This is a genomic window from Variovorax sp. GW821-FHT10C12 (genome assembly GCF_059415405.1).
This window is the reverse complement of sequence record NZ_JBWKNE010000008.1, coordinates 145,149-162,749: the sequence shown is the minus strand read 5'-3', so window position 1 is coordinate 162,749 and position 17,601 is coordinate 145,149. Positions and strand designations below refer to the sequence as shown.

General features: G+C 67.7%; 17 protein-coding genes. 9 read left to right on the top strand and 8 right to left on the bottom strand.

From position 1 onward, the window contains the following. Entirely contained in the window at positions 1-486 is a 486-nt protein-coding gene (locus tag AC07OH_RS27000; protein WP_099791661.1) for a YajQ family cyclic di-GMP-binding protein, read from the top strand. 7 nt (positions 487-493) lie between these two features. Then, entirely contained in the window at positions 494-1,138 is a 645-nt protein-coding gene (locus tag AC07OH_RS26995) for a retropepsin-like aspartic protease family protein (RefSeq protein ID WP_489058097.1), read from the top strand. Positions 1,139-1,157: 19 nt separating this feature from the next. On the opposite strand, the gene AC07OH_RS26990 is transcribed toward AC07OH_RS26995, so the two are convergent. From AC07OH_RS26990 to AC07OH_RS26975, 4 genes are all read right to left on the bottom strand, one after another. Beyond that, the gene (locus AC07OH_RS26990) at positions 1,158-1,511 is read right to left on the bottom strand and encodes a RidA family protein (RefSeq protein ID WP_056572431.1); all 354 of its coding nucleotides are present in this window, start codon (positions 1,509-1,511) and stop codon (positions 1,158-1,160) included. Positions 1,512-1,518: 7 nt separating this feature from the next. After that, positions 1,519-2,154, bottom strand: coding sequence for a glycerol-3-phosphate 1-O-acyltransferase PlsY (plsY, locus tag AC07OH_RS26985; RefSeq protein ID WP_070062403.1), 636 nt, complete (start codon positions 2,152-2,154; stop codon positions 1,519-1,521). Between the two features lie 73 nt (positions 2,155-2,227). Further along, positions 2,228-2,719, bottom strand: a complete 492-nt coding sequence (locus AC07OH_RS26980) for an aminoacyl-tRNA deacylase (protein ID WP_489058095.1) — start codon at positions 2,717-2,719, stop codon at positions 2,228-2,230. A 9-nt stretch (positions 2,720-2,728) separates the two neighbouring features. Further along, the gene (locus AC07OH_RS26975; RefSeq protein WP_062469984.1) at positions 2,729-3,790 is read right to left on the bottom strand and encodes an aldo/keto reductase; all 1,062 of its coding nucleotides are present in this window, start codon (positions 3,788-3,790) and stop codon (positions 2,729-2,731) included. A 118-nt stretch (positions 3,791-3,908) separates the two neighbouring features. Between AC07OH_RS26975 and AC07OH_RS26970 the strand changes: the two genes are divergently transcribed. Next, the gene (locus AC07OH_RS26970; protein ID WP_495302744.1) at positions 3,909-4,838 is read left to right on the top strand and encodes an alpha/beta fold hydrolase; all 930 of its coding nucleotides are present in this window, start codon (positions 3,909-3,911) and stop codon (positions 4,836-4,838) included. 3 nt (positions 4,839-4,841) lie between these two features. Here the strand turns inward: AC07OH_RS26970 and AC07OH_RS26965 are convergent, their stop codons facing one another. Beyond that, on the bottom strand, positions 4,842-5,930 hold the full coding sequence (locus AC07OH_RS26965; RefSeq protein WP_495302743.1) for a serine hydrolase domain-containing protein: 1,089 nt from the start codon (positions 5,928-5,930) through the stop codon (positions 4,842-4,844). Positions 5,931-5,934: 4 nt separating this feature from the next. Beyond that, a complete protein-coding gene (locus AC07OH_RS26960) occupies positions 5,935-6,636 on the bottom strand; it encodes an aspartate/glutamate racemase family protein (protein WP_495302742.1) in 702 nt (233 codons plus the stop codon). A 132-nt stretch (positions 6,637-6,768) separates the two neighbouring features. Here AC07OH_RS26960 and AC07OH_RS26955 point away from each other — a divergent pair, with 132 nt between their 5' ends. Then, a complete protein-coding gene (locus tag AC07OH_RS26955) occupies positions 6,769-7,596 on the top strand; it encodes a MetQ/NlpA family ABC transporter substrate-binding protein (RefSeq protein WP_495302741.1) in 828 nt (275 codons plus the stop codon). Continuing rightward, positions 7,593-8,945, top strand: a complete 1,353-nt coding sequence (locus AC07OH_RS26950) for an LLM class flavin-dependent oxidoreductase (RefSeq protein WP_495302740.1) — start codon at positions 7,593-7,595, stop codon at positions 8,943-8,945. Before AC07OH_RS26955 ends, AC07OH_RS26950 begins: the two co-directional genes overlap by 4 nt. Before the next feature lie 158 nt (positions 8,946-9,103). Here AC07OH_RS26950 and AC07OH_RS26945 read toward each other — a convergent pair whose 3' ends face one another. After that, positions 9,104-10,006: a LysR family transcriptional regulator gene (locus AC07OH_RS26945; RefSeq protein ID WP_070062397.1), complete on the bottom strand. Its 903-nt coding sequence runs from the start codon at positions 10,004-10,006 to the stop codon at positions 9,104-9,106. Between the two features lie 111 nt (positions 10,007-10,117). Here AC07OH_RS26945 and gcl point away from each other — a divergent pair, with 111 nt between their 5' ends. Genes gcl through AC07OH_RS26930 form a run of 3 tightly spaced genes read left to right on the top strand, consistent with a single transcriptional unit; the run spans position 10,118 to position 13,655 of the window. Continuing rightward, positions 10,118-11,911, top strand: coding sequence for a glyoxylate carboligase (gcl, locus tag AC07OH_RS26940; protein WP_489058089.1), 1,794 nt, complete (start codon positions 10,118-10,120; stop codon positions 11,909-11,911). Between the two features lie 17 nt (positions 11,912-11,928). Then, the gene (gene hyi / locus AC07OH_RS26935) at positions 11,929-12,714 is read left to right on the top strand and encodes a hydroxypyruvate isomerase (protein WP_095746340.1); all 786 of its coding nucleotides are present in this window, start codon (positions 11,929-11,931) and stop codon (positions 12,712-12,714) included. A gap of 23 nt (positions 12,715-12,737) precedes the next feature. Then, positions 12,738-13,655: a 2-hydroxy-3-oxopropionate reductase gene (locus AC07OH_RS26930; protein WP_495302739.1), complete on the top strand. Its 918-nt coding sequence runs from the start codon at positions 12,738-12,740 to the stop codon at positions 13,653-13,655. Positions 13,656-13,657: 2 nt separating this feature from the next. Here the strand turns inward: AC07OH_RS26930 and AC07OH_RS26925 are convergent, their stop codons facing one another. Beyond that, complete coding sequence (locus tag AC07OH_RS26925; RefSeq protein WP_489058086.1) at positions 13,658-14,998, bottom strand: NAD(P)/FAD-dependent oxidoreductase; 1,341 nt, start codon at positions 14,996-14,998, stop codon at positions 13,658-13,660. A gap of 220 nt (positions 14,999-15,218) precedes the next feature. Between AC07OH_RS26925 and AC07OH_RS26920 the strand changes: the two genes are divergently transcribed. After that, a complete protein-coding gene (locus AC07OH_RS26920; RefSeq protein WP_489058085.1) occupies positions 15,219-17,519 on the top strand; it encodes an NADP-dependent malic enzyme in 2,301 nt (766 codons plus the stop codon). Positions 17,520-17,601: the final 82 nt, after the last annotated feature.

Here is a 17,601-nt window from a genome sequence, read left to right as displayed (position 1 = left end):
ATGCCGTCTTTCGATACCGTCTGCGAGCCCAATCTGCCCGAAGTGAAGAATGCGGTGGAAAACACCGCCAAGGAAATCGGCACACGCTTCGATTTCAAGGGCACCGCCGCTGCCGTCGAGCTCAAGGACAAGGAGATCACCATGATCGGCGACGCCGAGTTCCAGCTCGTGCAGGTCGAAGACATCCTTCGCAGCAAGCTCACCAAGCGCAGCGTCGACGTGCGCTTTCTCGACAAGGGCGACGTCCAGAAAATGGGCGGCGACAAGGTCAAGCAGGTCATCAAGATCAAGAACGGCATCGAGACCGAGCAGGCCAAGAAGATCACCCGCATCATCAAGGACAGCAAGCTCAAGGTGCAGGCCGCGATCCAGGGCGATGCCGTGCGCATCACCGGCGCCAAGCGCGACGACCTGCAGGCCGCCATGGCCCTCATCAAGAAGGACGTGCCCGACATGCCGGTGTCCTTCAACAACTTCCGCGACTGACCCGCGCATGAAGGCGCTCCTCGTCGCGGCGCTGTGCTCGGTCGCGGCCATGGGGGCGCACGCCGCCGACTCGGTCACGCTGACCGGCTCCATCGGCAGCCGCGCCATCCTCATCGTGAACGGCGCGCCGCCCAAGACGGTGGCGGTCGGGGAGACCTTCCAGGGCGTCAAGCTCGTGTCGCTGCAGGCCGACCAGGCGGTGGTCGAATCGGCGGGCAAGCGTTTTTCGCTGCGCATGGATTCGCCCGTGAGCATCGGCCGGGGCGGCATTGCCGGCAGCGGCGGCAACCGCATCGTGCTACAGGCCGACAGCCGGGGCCACTACATGACGCAGGGCCAGATCAACGGCCGCGCCGTCACCTTCATGCTCGACACCGGCGCGACCACCATCGCGCTGTCGGCGGTCGATGCCCAGCGCATCGGGCTCGACTACAGCAAGGGGCAGCCGGTGCAGATACGCACCGCCAACGGCAACGCCCCGGGCTACCGGCTGCGGCTGCAGAGCGTGCGCGTGGGCGACGTCGAGGTCTACGACATCGAGGCCATCGTCTCGCAGCAGCCCATGCCGTACGTGCTGCTGGGCAACAGCTTTCTCAACCGCTTCTCGATGCGGCGCGACGCCGACGAGATGATTCTCGAGAAGCGGTACTGAGACCGCTCCCGCCCCGGTCTCAGGCCTGTGCGGCCGTGACCACGATCTCGATCTTGTAAGCCGCGTTGGCCATCTTGGCCTCCACGGTCGCGCGCGGCGGCGTGTGGCCGGCCGGAATCCACGCGTCCCACACCTCGTTCATGGCGCCGATGTCGCCGATGTCGGCCAGGAAGATCTGCGTCATGAGAATGCGCGACTTGTCGCTGCCGGCCTCGGCCAGCAGGCGGTCGACCATGCCGAGCACCTGCGCGGTCTGGCCGCGGATGTCCTGCGTGGTGTCGTCGGGCACCTGGCCCGCGAGGTAGATGGTGCCGTTGTGCACCGCGGTCTCGGACAGACGCGGGCCGACGTGGAAGCGGGTGATGGATGCCATGGTGAGTTCAAGCCTTTTTCTTCGAGCCGAGTTTCGACTCCGTGCCGGCCGCGAGCCGGCGGATGTTTTCGCGGTGCCGCCAGATCAGCAGCAGACTCATGATGATGATCGCAATCAGCACCGTGCGGTCGAGTGGCCACGCAATGTTTCCACCCAGCAGGTAGTAGGCCGGTGCGAAGAACGCCGCCACCAGCGACGACAGCGACGAGTAGCGGAAGAAGATCGCGATGATCAGCCAGGTCGCGCCCGTGGCCAGCCCCAGCCAGGGCGCGATGCCCACCAGCACGCCGGCAGCCGTGGCCACGCCCTTGCCGCCCTGGAAGCTGAAGAACACCGGGTACAGGTGGCCCAGGAAGGCCGCCAGGCCCGCCAGCGCCGCCACGCCCTCGCCCAGCCCCCACTGCGCGCCGAACTGGCGGATCAGGAACACCGGCAGCCAGCCCTTCGCGGCATCGAGCAGCAAGGTGGCCAGCGCGGCACCCTTGTTGCCGGAGCGCAGCACGTTGGTGGCGCCGGGGTTGCCGCTGCCGTAGCTGCGCGGGTCGGCCATGCCGAGCGACTTGCTCACGATGACCGCAAACGACAGCGAACCGATCAGGTACGACGCCACGATGGCAAGGAGGGAAGGCAGATCGAAACTCAAGGCGGTCTCCGGGGAACGGATTGTTGTTGTGCGCCGCCGGCCTGCATGCCCGGCGGGAAAAAGCAAACGCCGGCTATTCTGCCAGCGCGCACTGCACGGGCTTGGCGCCCAGGAGCGTCACGCACACCTGCGGATCGATGCCCACGAGGTAGCCGCGCCGCCCGCCGTTGATCGCGATCTTCGGCAGTTCGAGCACGCTCGACTCGATGTAGACCGGCATCTCGCGCCGCGTGCCGAAGGGCGAGGTGCCACCCACCATGTAGCCGCTGTGGCGCTGCGCCACCTCGGGCTTGCAGGGCTCGACCGACTTGGCGCCAATCTGCCGCGCGAGGTTCTTGGTCGAGACCGTGCGGTTGCCGTGCATCAGCACGATCAGCGGCTTGGCGTCCTGGTCCTGCATCACCAGCGTCTTGACCACGGTGAACGGGTCGAAGCCCAGCACCTGCGCGCTGTGCTGGGCGCCGCCGTGCTCCTGGTACTCGTAGGGGTGCTCGGTGAAGGCGACCTGGTTCGCCCGCAGCAGCTGGGTGGCGGGCGTCTCGGAAACGTGGGCTTTCTTGCTCACTTGCTCAGGTCAGGCGGCGGGGTCGCGGATGTCCAGGCGGATCTTGTCGATCTCGGCCAGCACCTCGGCCGACAGCGTGGTGCCGTAGGCGTCCAGGTCTTCGTCGAGCTGCGCCACCGAGGTCACGCCGATGATCGTGCTCGCCACCTGCCACTTGGTGTAGCAGAAGGCCAGCGCGAGCTGCGTGGGGCTCAGGCCGTGGTCGCGTGCCAGCTGGTTGTAGCGCCGCGCGGCGCGCAGCGCGTCGGGCTTGCCCCAGCGCTGCTTGCGCACCGACTCGTAGCTCGAGATGCGCGCGCCCTTCGGCGCGTCGGGGCCTTCGATGCCGCTCTGGTCGTACTTGCCCGTCAGCAGGCCGAAGGCCAGCGGCGAGTACGCCAGCAGCGACACGCCGAGCCGGTGCATGGTTTCGTCGAGCGCGTTCTCGTGCGCGCGGCTCACCAGGTTGTAGACGTTCTGCACCGACACCACGCGCGGCAGCCCGTGCTGCTCGGCCAGCCGCACGAACTCGTGCACGCCGTAGGGCGTCTCGTTCGACAGGCCGATGGTGCGCACCTTGCCCGCCTTCACCAGCTTGCCCAGCGCTTCGAGCTGGTCGTGGATCGGCGTCTGCGAGGTTTCCTTCTCGGGGTTGTAGTGGATGTTGCCGAACACCGGCACGTGGCGCTCGGGCCAGTGGATCTGGTACAGGTCGATCACGTCGGTCTGCAGGCGGCGCAGGCTGCCGTGGCACGAGGCCTCGATGTCGGCCGCCGTCATGCCCGTGCCTTCGCGCACCCAGGGCATGCCGCGCGAGGGGCCGGCCACCTTGGTCGCCAGCGTGATCTTCTGGCGCGTGCCGGGGTTGGCCGCAAACCAGTTGCCGATGATGGTTTCGGTCGCGCCGCAGGTTTCCTTGCTTGCCGGCACCGCGTACATCTCGGCCGTGTCGATGAAGTCGACGCCGCGCTCGAGCGAACGGTTCAGGACGGCGTGGGCGGTGGGCTCGTCGACCTGCTCGCCGAAAGTCATGGTGCCGAGGCAGATCGGGGTGACGTGGAGGTCGCTCTGACCGAGTGGAATCTTTTTCATGCGCGGAATGCTAGCGCGCCCGCGCGGCAGGCGCTGCCCCGGCCCCGAGAAACCGAGCGCAGCCCTGTCCTGTGGCGGACTGCGCGCGGCGCGGCCTCTCCGTATCATCGAGCGCCATATGTACCAAGCCCTCCGCCCCTCGCGCAGCGAATTCGTGCCCGTGCGCAACCTGAACTACCACGTCCGCCTCTGGGGGCAGCCGTCGAGCGAGCGTCCGCCGCTGGTGCTGGTGCATGGCTGGATGGACGTGGCGGCCTCCTGGCAGTTCGTGGTCGATGCGCTGAAGGACGACCGCTTCATCATCGCCCCCGACTGGCGCGGCTTCGGCCTCACCGACGGTGGCGGGGTCGACAACTACTGGCTGCCCGACTACCTGGCCGACCTCGAATGGCTGCTCGACCACTACGCCGGCGAGGGCGACGATGCCCGCCCGGTCGACCTCGTCGGCCACAGCATGGGCGGTAATGTGGCGATGCACTACGCGGGCGTGCGCCCGGCGCGCATCCGCCGCCTCGTCAACCTCGAAGGCTTCGGCATGCCCGCGCGCCAGCCCGCCGAAGCGCCCGCGCGCTACGGCCAGTGGATCGACGAGCTCAAGGGCCTGCACCGCGGCGAGAAGGCGCTCGCGGGCTATTCCGCGGTGGACGGCGTGGCGCGCCGCCTCATGAAGACCAACCCGCGCCTCACGCAGGACAAGGCCGACTGGCTGGCCGGCCACTGGTCGGCGCCGCAGGCCCAGGCCGACGGCAGCACGCGCTGGCAGATCCTCGGCGAGGCCGCGCACAAGATCGTCAACGCCAACATCTTCCGCGTCGACGAAACCCTCGCGCTCTATGCGCGCATCACCGCGCCGACGCTGATGGTCGAAGCCTCGGACGACAGCCTGCACGGCTGGTGGAAGGCGCGCTACACGCTCGCCGAGTTCCACGAGCGGCTGAAGTCCGTGCCTTCGGTGCGCATCGAGCAGCTCGACGACGCGGGCCACATGCTGCACCACGACCAGCCGCAGCGCATGGCGCAGCTGATCGAAGACTTCCTGGCCGATTGAAACTCAGCCGCAGGGCGCCGATGCGAGCCGCCTGGCGGCGCGCAGGAAGTCCTCCGGTTTCACCGTGCTCGGGTTCCAGTTGCCCGCCACCGGCACCTGGCGCTTGTGCGCGATCACCATGTGCCGCCGCGGGATCACGAGGATGTACTGGCCGTGCACGCCCCACGCCATGTACGCCCCATTCAACGCGGAGTCCGACGGCTCTTCCAGCAGCCACCACAGGTAGCCATAGCCAAAGCCGCGCCTGGCCACGTGCGGCGGGTGCATCTGCGCGGACGGGGTCGCGGGCTGCGTGATCTGCGTGACCCAGGCCGCAGGCACCAGTTGCTGCCCGCGCCAGTTGCCCTGGCGAAGCATCAGATGGCCCAGGCGCGCCATGTCCCGCGTCGACAGGAAGAACGGATAGGCCAGGTGCGCGGACTTCGCGCCGTCGCCGCTGCGTTGGTGGCGGGCGAGCTCGAAGTCCTCGAGCATCAGGGGCGCTGCCAGATCGTCGGCAAACGCCCGGTAGATGCTGCGGCCGGTCAGCTTTTCGAAGGCGGTGCCCGCGGCGTTGAAATCCCAGTTGTTGTAGACAAAGTAGCGGCCAGGCGCTTGCGATCCGCGCGCAGGCGCAAACGCAAGATCGTCCCCGCCATTGGCTGCGGCGTGGTAGACGCCGGATCGCGCCGTGAGCAGATCGCGCAGGCGTGCCTCGCGCTCGCTGGCAAGCAGTCCGCCGACGTCATCGATGCCCAGATCGGCCAGCGTGCGATCCAGGTCGATGGTGCCGTCCGCCACGTACGTGCCGTACATCATCGACAGCAGGCTCTTGCGCACGGAGAACACGATGCTGACGGCGTCCACCGGGCCGTCGCTGAACAGCACGCGCCCGTCCTGCACCGCCATCAGGGCGGAGGTGTCCAGAGTCTTCAGGTACGCGCGGGTCGCGTCGAGCTCGCGGCTGCACGCGGCGCTCAGTTGCGAACGGGGAACCGCCTCCCACGCCGAGAGCGGAAAGACGGCCTCGTCCACATGACGGGCAGGCGGCGCCGTGCACGCGCCTGCCAGCAGCAGGCAAACCGCCGCGAGGCAGGCCGCGAAGAAGCGCACCGGTTTACTTGCCGTCACCGGTCGCGCGGCGCAAGGCCGCGCGCGCCAAAAGCCGCGTCGAGTTGAGCGTCGGCAGCGGCGAATTCGCGTCGCTCATGATCAGCGGGATCTCGGTGCAGCCGAGCACCACCGCGTCGCAGCCCTCGGCGTCCTTCAGGCGCTGCATCACGCGCTGGAAGGTGGCCACGGCCTCCGGCTTGAAGATGCCGCAGACCAGCTCGTCCATGATGATCCGGCCGATCTCGGCGCGCTCGTCGATGGTGGGGCGCACGTATTCCAGGCCGCGCGCCGAGAGCTTCTCGGGATACACCTCGCTGTCGGTCAGCCAGCGCGTGCCCGTGATGCCGATGCGGCGAAAGCCCCGGCGCACAGCCTCGTCGGCCACCACCTCGGCGATGTGCAGCCAGGGCCGCGGCGAACGCGGCGCCACGTGGTCGAAGGCCTGGTGGATGGTGTTGTCGGGGCAGATCAGGAAATCCGCGCCCGCCGCGGCGAGCTTGTGCGCGGAGCCGAGCATCAACTCGCCCACGCCCGCCAGGTCGCCTGCGTCCAGGCAACGCGTGTACTCCGCGAGCGAGGGCGTGTGCATCGACACCTCGGGGTGCGCGTGCGGGCCAAGCAGCGCCGCGCCCTCGATGCAGATGGTCTTGTAGCAAAGGGCCGCGCCTTCGGCGGAGCAGCCGACGATTCCGATGTGCAGGGTCATGGGGCGCATCCTACAAAAGCCGGCGCGGTTTATCCGGCCTGCGGATATGCAAGCGCGCAAATCTTCGTTCGCGGCGCGCAGCGTGCGACCTAGAGTGCCCGACTCCCCTTGCCGTCTCCCGGAGTTGTCGCCATGCCTTCCTTTTCGCGCGCGCCCTCGTGGCTGCGCCGCCTCGCCCCGCTGTCCGGCGGGCTCGCACTGAGCCTGTTGCTGCTCGCGCCCGCCCACGCGGACGACCTGCGCGTCGGCTTCATGCCGGGCCCCTACCGCGACGCCTTCACCCACGGCATCGAGCCCCAGCTGAAGAAGCTGGGCTACAGCATCAAGTACGTCGAGTTCAGCCAGGGCGTGCAGCCCAACGACGCCGTGGAGCGCGGCCAGATCGACGCCAACATCTTCCAGCACTCGCTGTACCTGAACGCCACCAACAAGCAGCAGGGCTTCGACCTCGTGCCCGTGGTGCACGTGCCGACGCCGCCCATGGGCCTCTATTCGCGCCGCCACAAGACGCTCGACGCCGTGCCCGACGGCGCCACCGTCACGCTGCCGGCCGACCCGGTGAATGCGGCGCGCGCACTCAACATCCTCGCGGCCATCGGCTGGGTGACGCTCAAGCCGGGCGTGAGCCCGCTGAGCGTGTCGGAGCGCGACATCGCGAGCAACCCCAAGCGCCTGAAGATCGTGCCGCTGGACGCCGCGCAGGCACCGCGCTCGCTGGCCGACGCCGACCTCGCGGCCGTGCAGGGCAACTTCGCCGTGGCCTCGGAGCTCACCGAGGCGCTGAAGCTCGAAGACATGACGCTGCCCTACGTCAACGTGGTGGCCGTCAAGCGCAGCAACGAAAACGCGAAGTTCGCGAAGGACATCGCCACCGCCTACCAGTCGCCCGAGTTCCAGAAGTTCTTCAAGGCCAACCCCGTGTGGGCCGGCTACCGGCTGCCGGACTATTTCAGCCAATGAGCAATAACACCACCGCGCCGCGCAGGCAGCTGCACCTCAACGTCAACATCCTGCATTCCGGCTTCGTGCCCTCGGCCTGGCGCCTGCCCGAGAGCGACCCGTGGGCGTTCGCCGACATCCAGCACTACATCCGCACTGCGCAGATCGCCGAGGCCGCCAAGCTCGATGCCGTGTTCCTGGCCGACAACGCCGCCATCGTCGACCAGATCCATTTCCGCCCGATCACCGCGCTGGAGCCCACCATCCTGCTGGCCTGCGTGGCCGCCGCGACCACGCACATCGGCCTCATCGCCACCGCCTCCACCAGCTACAACGAGCCCTACAACCTCGCGCGCCGCTTCGCCACGCTCGACCACGTGAGCGCCGGCCGTGCCGGCTGGAACATGGTGACCACGGCCGACCTGCCCTCGGCCCGCAACTTCGGCCTGGACACCACGCCCGACCACGCCAAGCGCTACGCCCGCGCCTCGGAGTTCGCCGACATCGTCAAGGCGCTGTGGGACAGCTGGGAAGACGATGCCTTCGTCGGCGACAAGGCCGCCGGCCGCTTCATCGACCCCGCCAAGGTGCACGCCCTCGCGCACCGCGGTGAGCACTTCGCGGTGCAGGGCCCGCTCAACCTGCCGCGCCCGCCGCAAGGCCACCCGGTGCTGGTGCAGGCCGGCGCCTCGGCGGATGGCCGCGAGCTCGCTTCGCGCCATGCCGAAGCCGTGTTCTCCGCCTCGCAATCCTTCGAAGAATCGCAGGTCTACGCACGCGCCCTCAAGACCCGCGCCGCCGAGCTGGGCCGCGGCCCCGACGCAGTGAAGGTGCTGGCAGGCCTCACCACCATCGTCGGCGCCACCGAAGCGCAGGCGCTTCGCCGCCGCGATGCGCTGGTCGACCTGATCCCGTGGGACTACAGTCTCACGCGCCTGGCCGGCACGCTGGGCATCACGCCCGACCGCTTCAAGCTCGACGAGCGCCTGCCCGACGACCTGCCGCTGCCCGGCAATGGCAACGGCAACCACACCTTCTTCAACGCCGTGGTCGCGGCCGGGCGAACGCACGGCTACACGGTGCGCCAGCTGATCCGCGAACTCGCGGGCGGCGGCGGGCACCGCGTGATTGTCGGCACGCCCGAGCAGATCGCCGACGACATCGAGCGCTGGTTCAAGGGCGGCGCGGCCGATGGCTTCAATCTGATGCCCGATGCGCTGCCGCACGGGCTGCAGGACTTCGTGGACGGCGTGGTGCCGATCCTGCAGAAGCGAGGCATCTTTCGCACCGAGTACGAGGGACGCACGCTGCGTGATCACCTGGGGTTGGCCCGGCCTGCAGGGCGGGCGGCACAGCGGCTGGCAGCCTGAAGGCGGCCCTTCACACAGGGCGAACACCCACAGCGTGCCCTGCGCGCAGGGCATTGGGTGCTCCCCGCAGCGAAATCAAGGAGGAGGGGCGCAGCCCCGGGGGACATTCGCGGAGGGGAGTACCCGATGTCCTGTGCACGCGCCCTGAACAAACCCCGTCAGGCGTCCCACCACCCCTCATCAAACCGCCCCTGCAGAAACGCCACGAACCCCGACACCTTCCCCGGCACCAGCTTCGGCGAAGGAAACACCGCGTGAATCTCCTGCTCAGGCAACGCATGGTCCCCCAGCACGGCGTTCACCTTGCCAGCAGCCAGTGACTCGCTCGCCACATAGCGCGGCATCAACGCAATGCCCAGTCCGTCACGCGCCGCAGCCAGCACCGCCGACAGGTTGTTGGAACGGAAGCGCCCAGACACAGGCACCGTCACCGGGTCGCCCTTGGGCGTGTGCATGCGCCAGAACTCATCGCCCACCACGCTGCTGTAGATCAGTGCCACGTGCGCGCTGAGGTCCTGCGCGCGCTTGGGCGTGCCGTGCTTCTTCAGGTAGGCCGGCGACGCCACCATGACCCACGGATTCGCGCCGAGGTAGCGCGCGCCCAGTGACGAATCGGCCAGTTTGCCCATGCGGATCGCCACGTCGATGCCCTGCGCGATGAGGTCGACATAGCGGTCCTCGAAGCTCAGGTCGAGCTGCACCTGCGGATGCCGGCGCATGTACTCCAGCGCCAGCGGCACCACCACGCGCCGCCCGAAGGCCACCGACGTGCCCACGCGCAAGAGGCCCTGCGCCTGGTTCTGGCGCAGCTGCACGATGCTGTCGGCCTCCTCCGCATCGCGCACGATGGTCTTGCACTTCTCGTAGTACAGCGCGCCCGGCTCCGTGAGGCTCACGCCGCGCGTGTTGCGGTTGAGCAGCCGCACCTTCAGGCGCGCCTCCGTGGCCGCGACCTGCTTGGTCACGGTGGGTTGCGTGGTGTTGAACTCGCGCGCCGCTTTCGAGAAGCTGCCGGTCTCCACGACCCGCACGAACATTTCCATAGCCAGTAAACGATCCATGGCCGGATGGTAGCCAGTTATTCCATGGCGGAATAGGTTTTATGGCCCCCAGCCGTCTTCTTGGAATGCGCCCTGCTTCCTACAGTGAGGCCACCTCAAGGAGACTTTCAAATGGCAAAGATGACAGCGGTCCAGGCCGCAGTTCTGGTGATGGAAAAAGAAGGCGTCACGCAGGCCTTCGGCGTGCCGGGCGCGGCAATCAACCCGCTGTACTCGGCCCTGCGCCAGCGCGGCAGCATCTCGCACATCCTCGCGCGCCACGTCGAGGGCGCCTCGCACATGGCCGAGGGCTACACCCGTGCCGTGGCCGGCAACATCGGCGTGTGCATCGGCACCTCGGGCCCGGCGGGCACCGACATGATCACGGGCCTGTACTCGGCCTGGGCCGATTCCATTCCCATTCTCTGCATCACCGGCCAGGCACCCCGCGCACGCCTGTACAAGGAAGACTTCCAGGCGGTCGACATCGAGTCCATCTCCAAGCCCGTCACCAAGTGGTCGGTCACCGTGCGCGAACCCGGCCAGGTGCCGCAGGTGTTCCAGCAGGCCTTCCACCTCATGCGCTCGGGCCGCCCGGGCCCCGTGCTCATCGACCTGCCCTTCGACGTGCAGATGGCGCAGATCGAGTTCGACATCGACGCCTACGAACCGCTCAAGCCCTACAAGCCGGCCGCCACGCGCGCCCAGATCGAGAAGGCCATCGGCATGATGCAGGCGGCCGAGCGCCCGCTGATCGTGGCCGGCGGCGGCATCATCAACGCCGACGCCTCCGAGCTGCTCGTGCGCTTTGCCGAAGCCACCGGCGTGCCGGTGATCCCCACGCTCATGGGCTGGGGCGCCATTCCCGACGACCACCCGCTCATGGCCGGCATGTGCGGCCTGCAGACCAGCCACCGCTACGGCAACGCCACCGTGCTCGCTTCGGACTTCGTGCTGGGCATCGGCAACCGCTGGGCCAACCGCCACACCGGCTCGGTCGACGTCTACACCAAGGGCCGCACCTTCGTGCACGTGGACATCGAGCCCACGCAGATCGGCCGCGTGTTCACGCCCGACTTCGGCATCGTCTCCGACGCCAAGGCCGCGCTCGAACTCTTCGTCGAAGTGGCCGAGGAAATGAAGGCCGCCGGCAAGCTCACCGACCGTGGCGCCTGGGCCGGCGAATGCCGCGAGCGCAAGAAGACCTTGCTGCGCAAGACCAACTTCGACACCGTGCCGATGAAGCCGCAACGCGTGTACCAGTGCATGAACAACCACCTGGAGCGCGACACCTGCTACGTGAGCACCATCGGCCTGTCGCAGATCGCGGCCGCGCAGTTCCTGCACGTGTACAACCCGCGCCACTGGATCAACTGCGGCCAGGCCGGCCCGCTGGGCTGGACCATTCCCGCCGCGCTGGGCGTGCGCGCCGCCGACCCGACGCGCAAGATCGTCGCGCTCTCGGGCGACTACGACTTCCAGTTCATGATCGAAGAGCTGGCCGTGGGCGCGCAGTTCAAGCTGCCCTACCTGCACATCGTGGTCAACAACTCCTACCTCGGCCTGATCCGCCAGTCGCAGCGTGGCTTCGAGATGGACTACTGCGTGCAGCTGGCCTTCGACAACATCAACGCACCGGCCGACGCCGGCATCGAAGGCAGCTACGGCGTCGATCACCTCAAGGTGGTCGAGGGCCTGGGCTGCAAGGCGATCCGCGTGCACAAGCAGGAAGAGATGGCGCCCGCCATCGCCCGCGCCGAAGCGCTCATGGCCGAGTTCCAGGTGCCGGTCGTCATCGAGGTGATGCTCGAGCGCGTGACCAACATCGCGATGGGCACCGAGATCGACGCCATCAACGAATTCGAACCGCTGGCCGAAAGCATGGCCGACGCACCCACGGCCCTCGCGGTGGCGATGCTGGACTGATTGAGGAGACAAGAGACATGCCCAAGTTCGCAGCCAATCTCACGATGCTCTTCACCGAGCTGCCGTTCATGCAGCGCTTCGAGGCGGCCGCCAAGGCCGGCTTCGAGGCGGTGGAGTACCTCTTCCCCTACCCCTTCGACAAGAAGGAACTCACGGCGGCCCTGCGCGCCAACGGCCTGCAGCAGGTGCTGCACAACCTGCCGGCCGGCGACTGGGACAAGGGCGAGCGCGGCATCGCCTGCCACCCGGACCGCACCGGCGAGTTCCGCGAAGGCATCGCGCTGGCCATCGACTACGCCACGGCGCTGGGCTGCCCGCAGCTCAACTGCCTGGTCGGCAAGGTGCCGGCGGGCGTGAGCACCGACGCCGCCCACAAGACCGTGGTCGAGAACCTGCGCCTCGCAGCGCGCGAACTCGAAGCCGCGGGCCTGCGCCTGCTGATCGAGCCGATCAACACCTTCGACATCCCCGGCTTCTTCCTCACGCGCACCGACCAGGCGCTGGCGCTGATCGACGAGGTGGGCTCGGACAACCTGCGCGTGCAGTACGACATCTACCACGCACAGCGCATGGAAGGCGAGCTGGGCAACACGCTCACCAAGCAGCTGGCGCGCATCGGCCACATCCAGCTGGCCGACAACCCGGGCCGCGGCGAGCCGGGCACGGGCGAGATCAACTACCCGTGGCTGTTCCAGCACATCGATGCGCTGGGCTACGACGGCTGGATCGGCTGCGAATACAAGCCCCGCGCCACCACGGTGGAAGGCCTCGGCTGGCGCGAAGCCCTCACGAAGAAGCAATGAACGTTCACGAAGGAAACAGAGACATGACCACCGCAGCAGCACCACAAAAAATCGGATTCATCGGCCTGGGCATCATGGGCGCCCCCATGGCGGGCCACCTGCTCGACGCAGGCCACACGCTCTTCGTGAACACGCACGGCAACACGCCGGAGCCCTTCGTCTCCAAGGCCACCATCTGCGGCTCGGCCGCCGAAGTGGCGCGCAAGGCCGACATCATCTTCATCATGGTGCCCGACACCCCTGACGTGGAAAAAGTGCTGTTCGGCGCCCCCGGCGCGGAAGGCGTGGCCGACGGCCTGAAGGGTTCGCAGGGCAAGATCGTGGTGGACTGCAGCTCCATCGACCCGATCGCCACCAAGGAATTCGCGCGCCGCATCGTCGCGCTGGGCGCCGGCTACATCGACGCGCCGGTCTCGGGCGGCGAAGTGGGCGCCAAGGCCGCGAGCCTGACGATCATGTGCGGCGGCGACGAAGGCACCTTCGGCCGCGTGAAGCCGCTGCTCGACAAGATGGGCAAGAACGTGACGCTGGTGGGCGGAGCGGGCGACGGCCAGGTCTGCAAGGTGGCCAACCAGATCATCGTGGCGCTGAACATCGCCGCCGTGAGCGAGGCCCTGGTGTTCGCCTCGAAGGCCGGCGCCGACCCCGCCAAGGTGCGCCAGGCGCTGATGGGCGGCTTCGCCAGCTCGCGCATCCTGGAAGTGCACGGCGAACGCATGATCAAGCGCACCTTTGCACCGGGCTTCCGCATTTCGCTGCACCAGAAGGACCTGAACCTGGCGATGCAGAGCGCGCGGTCGCTGGGCGTGGCGCTGCCGCAGACCGCGAACGCAGCGCAGCTGATGAACGCCTGCGCGGCGATGGGCTATGGTCAGCTGGATCACTCGGCGCTGGTGAAGGCCCTCGAAGCCCTCGCCCAGCACACGGTCGCTCCAGACTGAAACTAGCTCTTTGCAGCTTCCAGCGATTCCTTCAGATTGCGTCGGCGCCATGCCCAGGTCTTCACGGCCTGCGGCAGGATGCCGATGCACGACGCGTAGTACGTCACCTTGAAGCCCCAGAAGCGCGGCCCGATGGGCGTGTTGCGGAACAGGTCGCCGGCCAGGATGGACAACAGCGCCTCCTGCATGCGCCAGATGTTGCGCGGCGCCATGAACAGGCGGCGGATGGCGGGCGAGGTGATGCGGTAGATGAACCACGAGAACATCTTCGGCCCGTGCTTCATCACCTTCTCGTAGTGGCGGAAGGCCTTCTCGGCCTCCTTCGCCTCGCCCTTGAGCCAGTGGTCGGCGCAGGTCGCAGCCTCGAAGCCGCTGTTCATCGCCAGGTACACGCCCGAGGAGAACATCGGGTCGACGAAGGCATAGGCGTCGCCCACCATCATGAAGCGGTCGCCACGGCAGAACTTGGAGTCGTAGGCGTAGTTGCCGGTGGTGGTGGCGCCTTCCATCAGCGTGGCGTTCTTCAGCCGCGCGGCCAGCTTGGGCGCCAGCGCGATGGTCTGCATCAGGAAATCTTCGAGCGACGCACCCTGGCGCCGCTTGAAGTAGGCCGGCGAGGCCACGGCGCCGACGCTCACGGTGCCGTCCTTCAGCGGGATGTACCAGAACCAGCCGTGGTCGAACCAGAAGAGCGAGATGTTGCCCTCGAAGCGGCCCGGCCGGCGCTCAGCGTTGGCGAAGTGGCCGTACAGCGCCGCGCTCGCATGCTTGCGGTTGCGCTGCTTGGCGTCGAACTGGTTCGACAGCAGCGTGTCGCGCCCGCTGGCGTCGATCACGAAGCGCGGGCGCCACTCGGTCTCGGTGCCGTCGTCGGCCTTGACCTTCACCAGCGGGCGGTTGTCGGGCGTGCCCTTGCCGGCGTCCATGTCGACGCCGGTGACGCGCCGGCCCTCGAAGGTGCGCGCGCCGCGCTTGCCGGCGTGGCGGAACAGCAGCTCGTCGAATTCCGAACGGCGCACGTGCACCGCATAGGGAAAGCTCTTGTCCATCGCCTGGCCGAAGTCGAAGTGGCTGGTGTGGTCGTGCCAGGGCGAGACGAATTCGGCGCCGTGCTTGCGCAGGCCGATGGCCTCGACCTCGGTGCGCACGCCGAGCCGGTCGAACAGCGGCATGTTCATCGGCAGCAAGGATTCGCCGATGTGAAAGCGCGGATGCTGCGCCTTCTCGAGCAGCACCACGTCGTGGCCCTTGTCTGCGAGCAAGGCCGCCACCGTGGAGCCCGAAGGGCCTCCGCCGATGACCACGACGTCCGGCTCGGTGCCGGTAAAAGGTCCGGGTGTCATTCGATGTCCCTCCGTGTTGTTCTGTGCTTGTGGACGTTGGTTCGCCGCACCGCCCGTGCGGCACGGATTTGCCCCCCTGAAACAGGGGTGTTGAAGTTTAGCGAGTCGGCAGACCCTCTCGATCAGGCGGAAGATAGAGGGTCTCGTCGTTCCCCCCGAGAGAAGAGGCTGCGCTTTTGCGGTAGCCTCATTGCCCGCCAGAACCAAGGAGACTTTTCAAATGGCTGCATCCCTGTCCCCCGCTGAAGAAGCACTTCGAGAAGCAGCGCGCGAATACCACCGCTCGCCCGTCAAGGGCAAGATCTCGATCACCCCCACCAAGCCCCTGCTGAACCAGCGCGACCTGTCGCTGGCTTACTCGCCGGGCGTGGCCTACCCCTGCCTCGACATTGCGGAAGATCCCGCGCTCGCGGCCGAATACACCGCCCGCGGCAACCTCGTGGGCGTCATCACCAACGGCACCGCCGTGCTGGGCCTGGGCAACATCGGCCCGCTGGCCTCCAAGCCCGTGATGGAAGGCAAAGGCTGCCTGTTCAAGAAATTCGCCGGCATCGACGTGTTCGACATCGAGCTGGCCGAGAACGACCCCGACAAGCTGGTCGACATCATCGCGGCGCTGGAGCCCACGCTGGGCGGCATCAACCTCGAGGACATCAAGGCCCCCGAGTGCTTCTACATCGAGAAGAAGCTGCGCGAGCGCATGAACATCCCGGTGTTCCACGACGACCAGCACGGCACGGCCATCATCTCGGCCGCAGCATTGCTCAACGGCCTGGAACTGGTCGGCAAGAAGATCGAAGACGTCAAGATCGCCGTCTCGGGCGCGGGCGCCGCGGCCATCGCCTGCCTGGACGTGATGGTCGGCCTGGGCGCCAAGCCCGCCAACATCTACGCCTGCGACTCCAAGGGCCTGATCTACATGGGCCGCGCGGGCGGCTTCGACGAATCGAAGGCCCGCTACGCCCAGAAGGACACCGGTGCGCGCACACTGGCCGACGTGGTGAAGGACGCCGACGTGTTCCTGGGCTGCTCGGCCCCCGGCGTCATGAGCGCCGAAATGGTCAAGACCATGGGCACGCAGCCGATCATCCTGGCGCTGGCCAACCCCGAGCCTGAAATCCGCCCCGAGCTGGCCAAGGCCGTGCGCCCAGATTGCATCATTGCCACGGGCCGTTCGGACTACCCGAACCAGGTCAACAACGTGCTGTGCTTCCCGTACATCTTCCGCGGCGCGCTCGACTGCGGCGCGAGCAAGATCACGGAAGAAATGAAGCTGGCCTGCGTGCGCGAGATCGCCGACCTCACCAAGGCCGACATCAGCGAAGAAGTGGCCACCGCCTACGCCGGCCAGGAGCTGGCCTTCGGCCCCGACTACATCATTCCGAAGCCCTTCGATTCGCGCCTCATTTTGCGTATCGCGCCGGCCGTGGCCAAGGCGGCCGCCGCCTCGGGCGTGGCCTCGCGCCCGATCGAGGACATGGAGGCCTACCGCCAGCACCTGACGCGCTTCGTCTACCAGACGGGCATGTTCATGCGCCCGGTGTTCAGCGCCGCCAAGATCTCCACCACCAAGCGCGTGGCCTACGCCGAGGGCGAAGACGAGCGCGTGCTGCGCGCCGCGCAGTGGGCGGTCGACGAAGGCCTGGCCCAGCCCATCCTGGTGGGCCGCCCCGCCGTGATCGAGGCCCGCATCCAGAAGGCCGGCCTGCACATCCGTTCGGGTGTCGACTTCGAGATCGTGAACCCCGAGGACGATCCGCGCTTCCGCACCTACTGGGAGAGCTTCCACAAGCTCATGGGCCGCCGCGGCGTCACGCCCGAGGCCGCCAAGACCATGGTGCGCCGCTCCAACACGACCATCGCCGCGCTGATGCTGCACCTGGGCGACGCCGACGCGATGATCTGCGGCCTGGTCGGGCGCTTCGACGTGCACCTGGAGCACATCCGCAACCTGATCGGCCTGAAGCGCGGCGCGCCCGGCTTCGCCACGCTGAACGCGCTCACGCTCGAGAAGCGCACGGTGTTCATCACCGACACCAACGTGAACGAAGACCCGAGCGCCGAACTGCTGGCCAGCATCGCCGTGATGGCCGCCGAAGAGGTGCGCCGCTTCGGCCTGCCGCCGAAGGTGGCCTTCCTCTCGCACTCGAACTACGGCACCTCCAGCCGCGGTTCGGCGCGCAAGATGCGCCTGGCGCGCGACCTGTTCTCGCAGATGGCGCCCGACATCGAGTGCGACGGCGAAATGCACGGCGACGCCGCGCTGTCCGACGAGATCCGCCGCACCGCGCTGCCTGAGACCACGCTCACGGGCGAGGCCAACCTGCTGGTGTGCCCGAACCTCGACTCGGCCCACATCCTCTACAACGTGCTGAAGATGACCGGCGCGAACGGCATCACGGTGGGCCCGATCCTGCTGGGCGCCGCCAGCTCGGCCCACGTGCTGACGCCTTCGGCGACGGTGCGCCGCATCATCAACATGACGGCGCTGGCCGTGGCGAAGGTGAAGGCGCAGGACTGACGCTGACGTCGACGTTTCTTCCCTGAAACAACAACGCCCCGTCGCGGTCTCCGCGGCGGGGCGTTTTTCATGGATGGCCGTG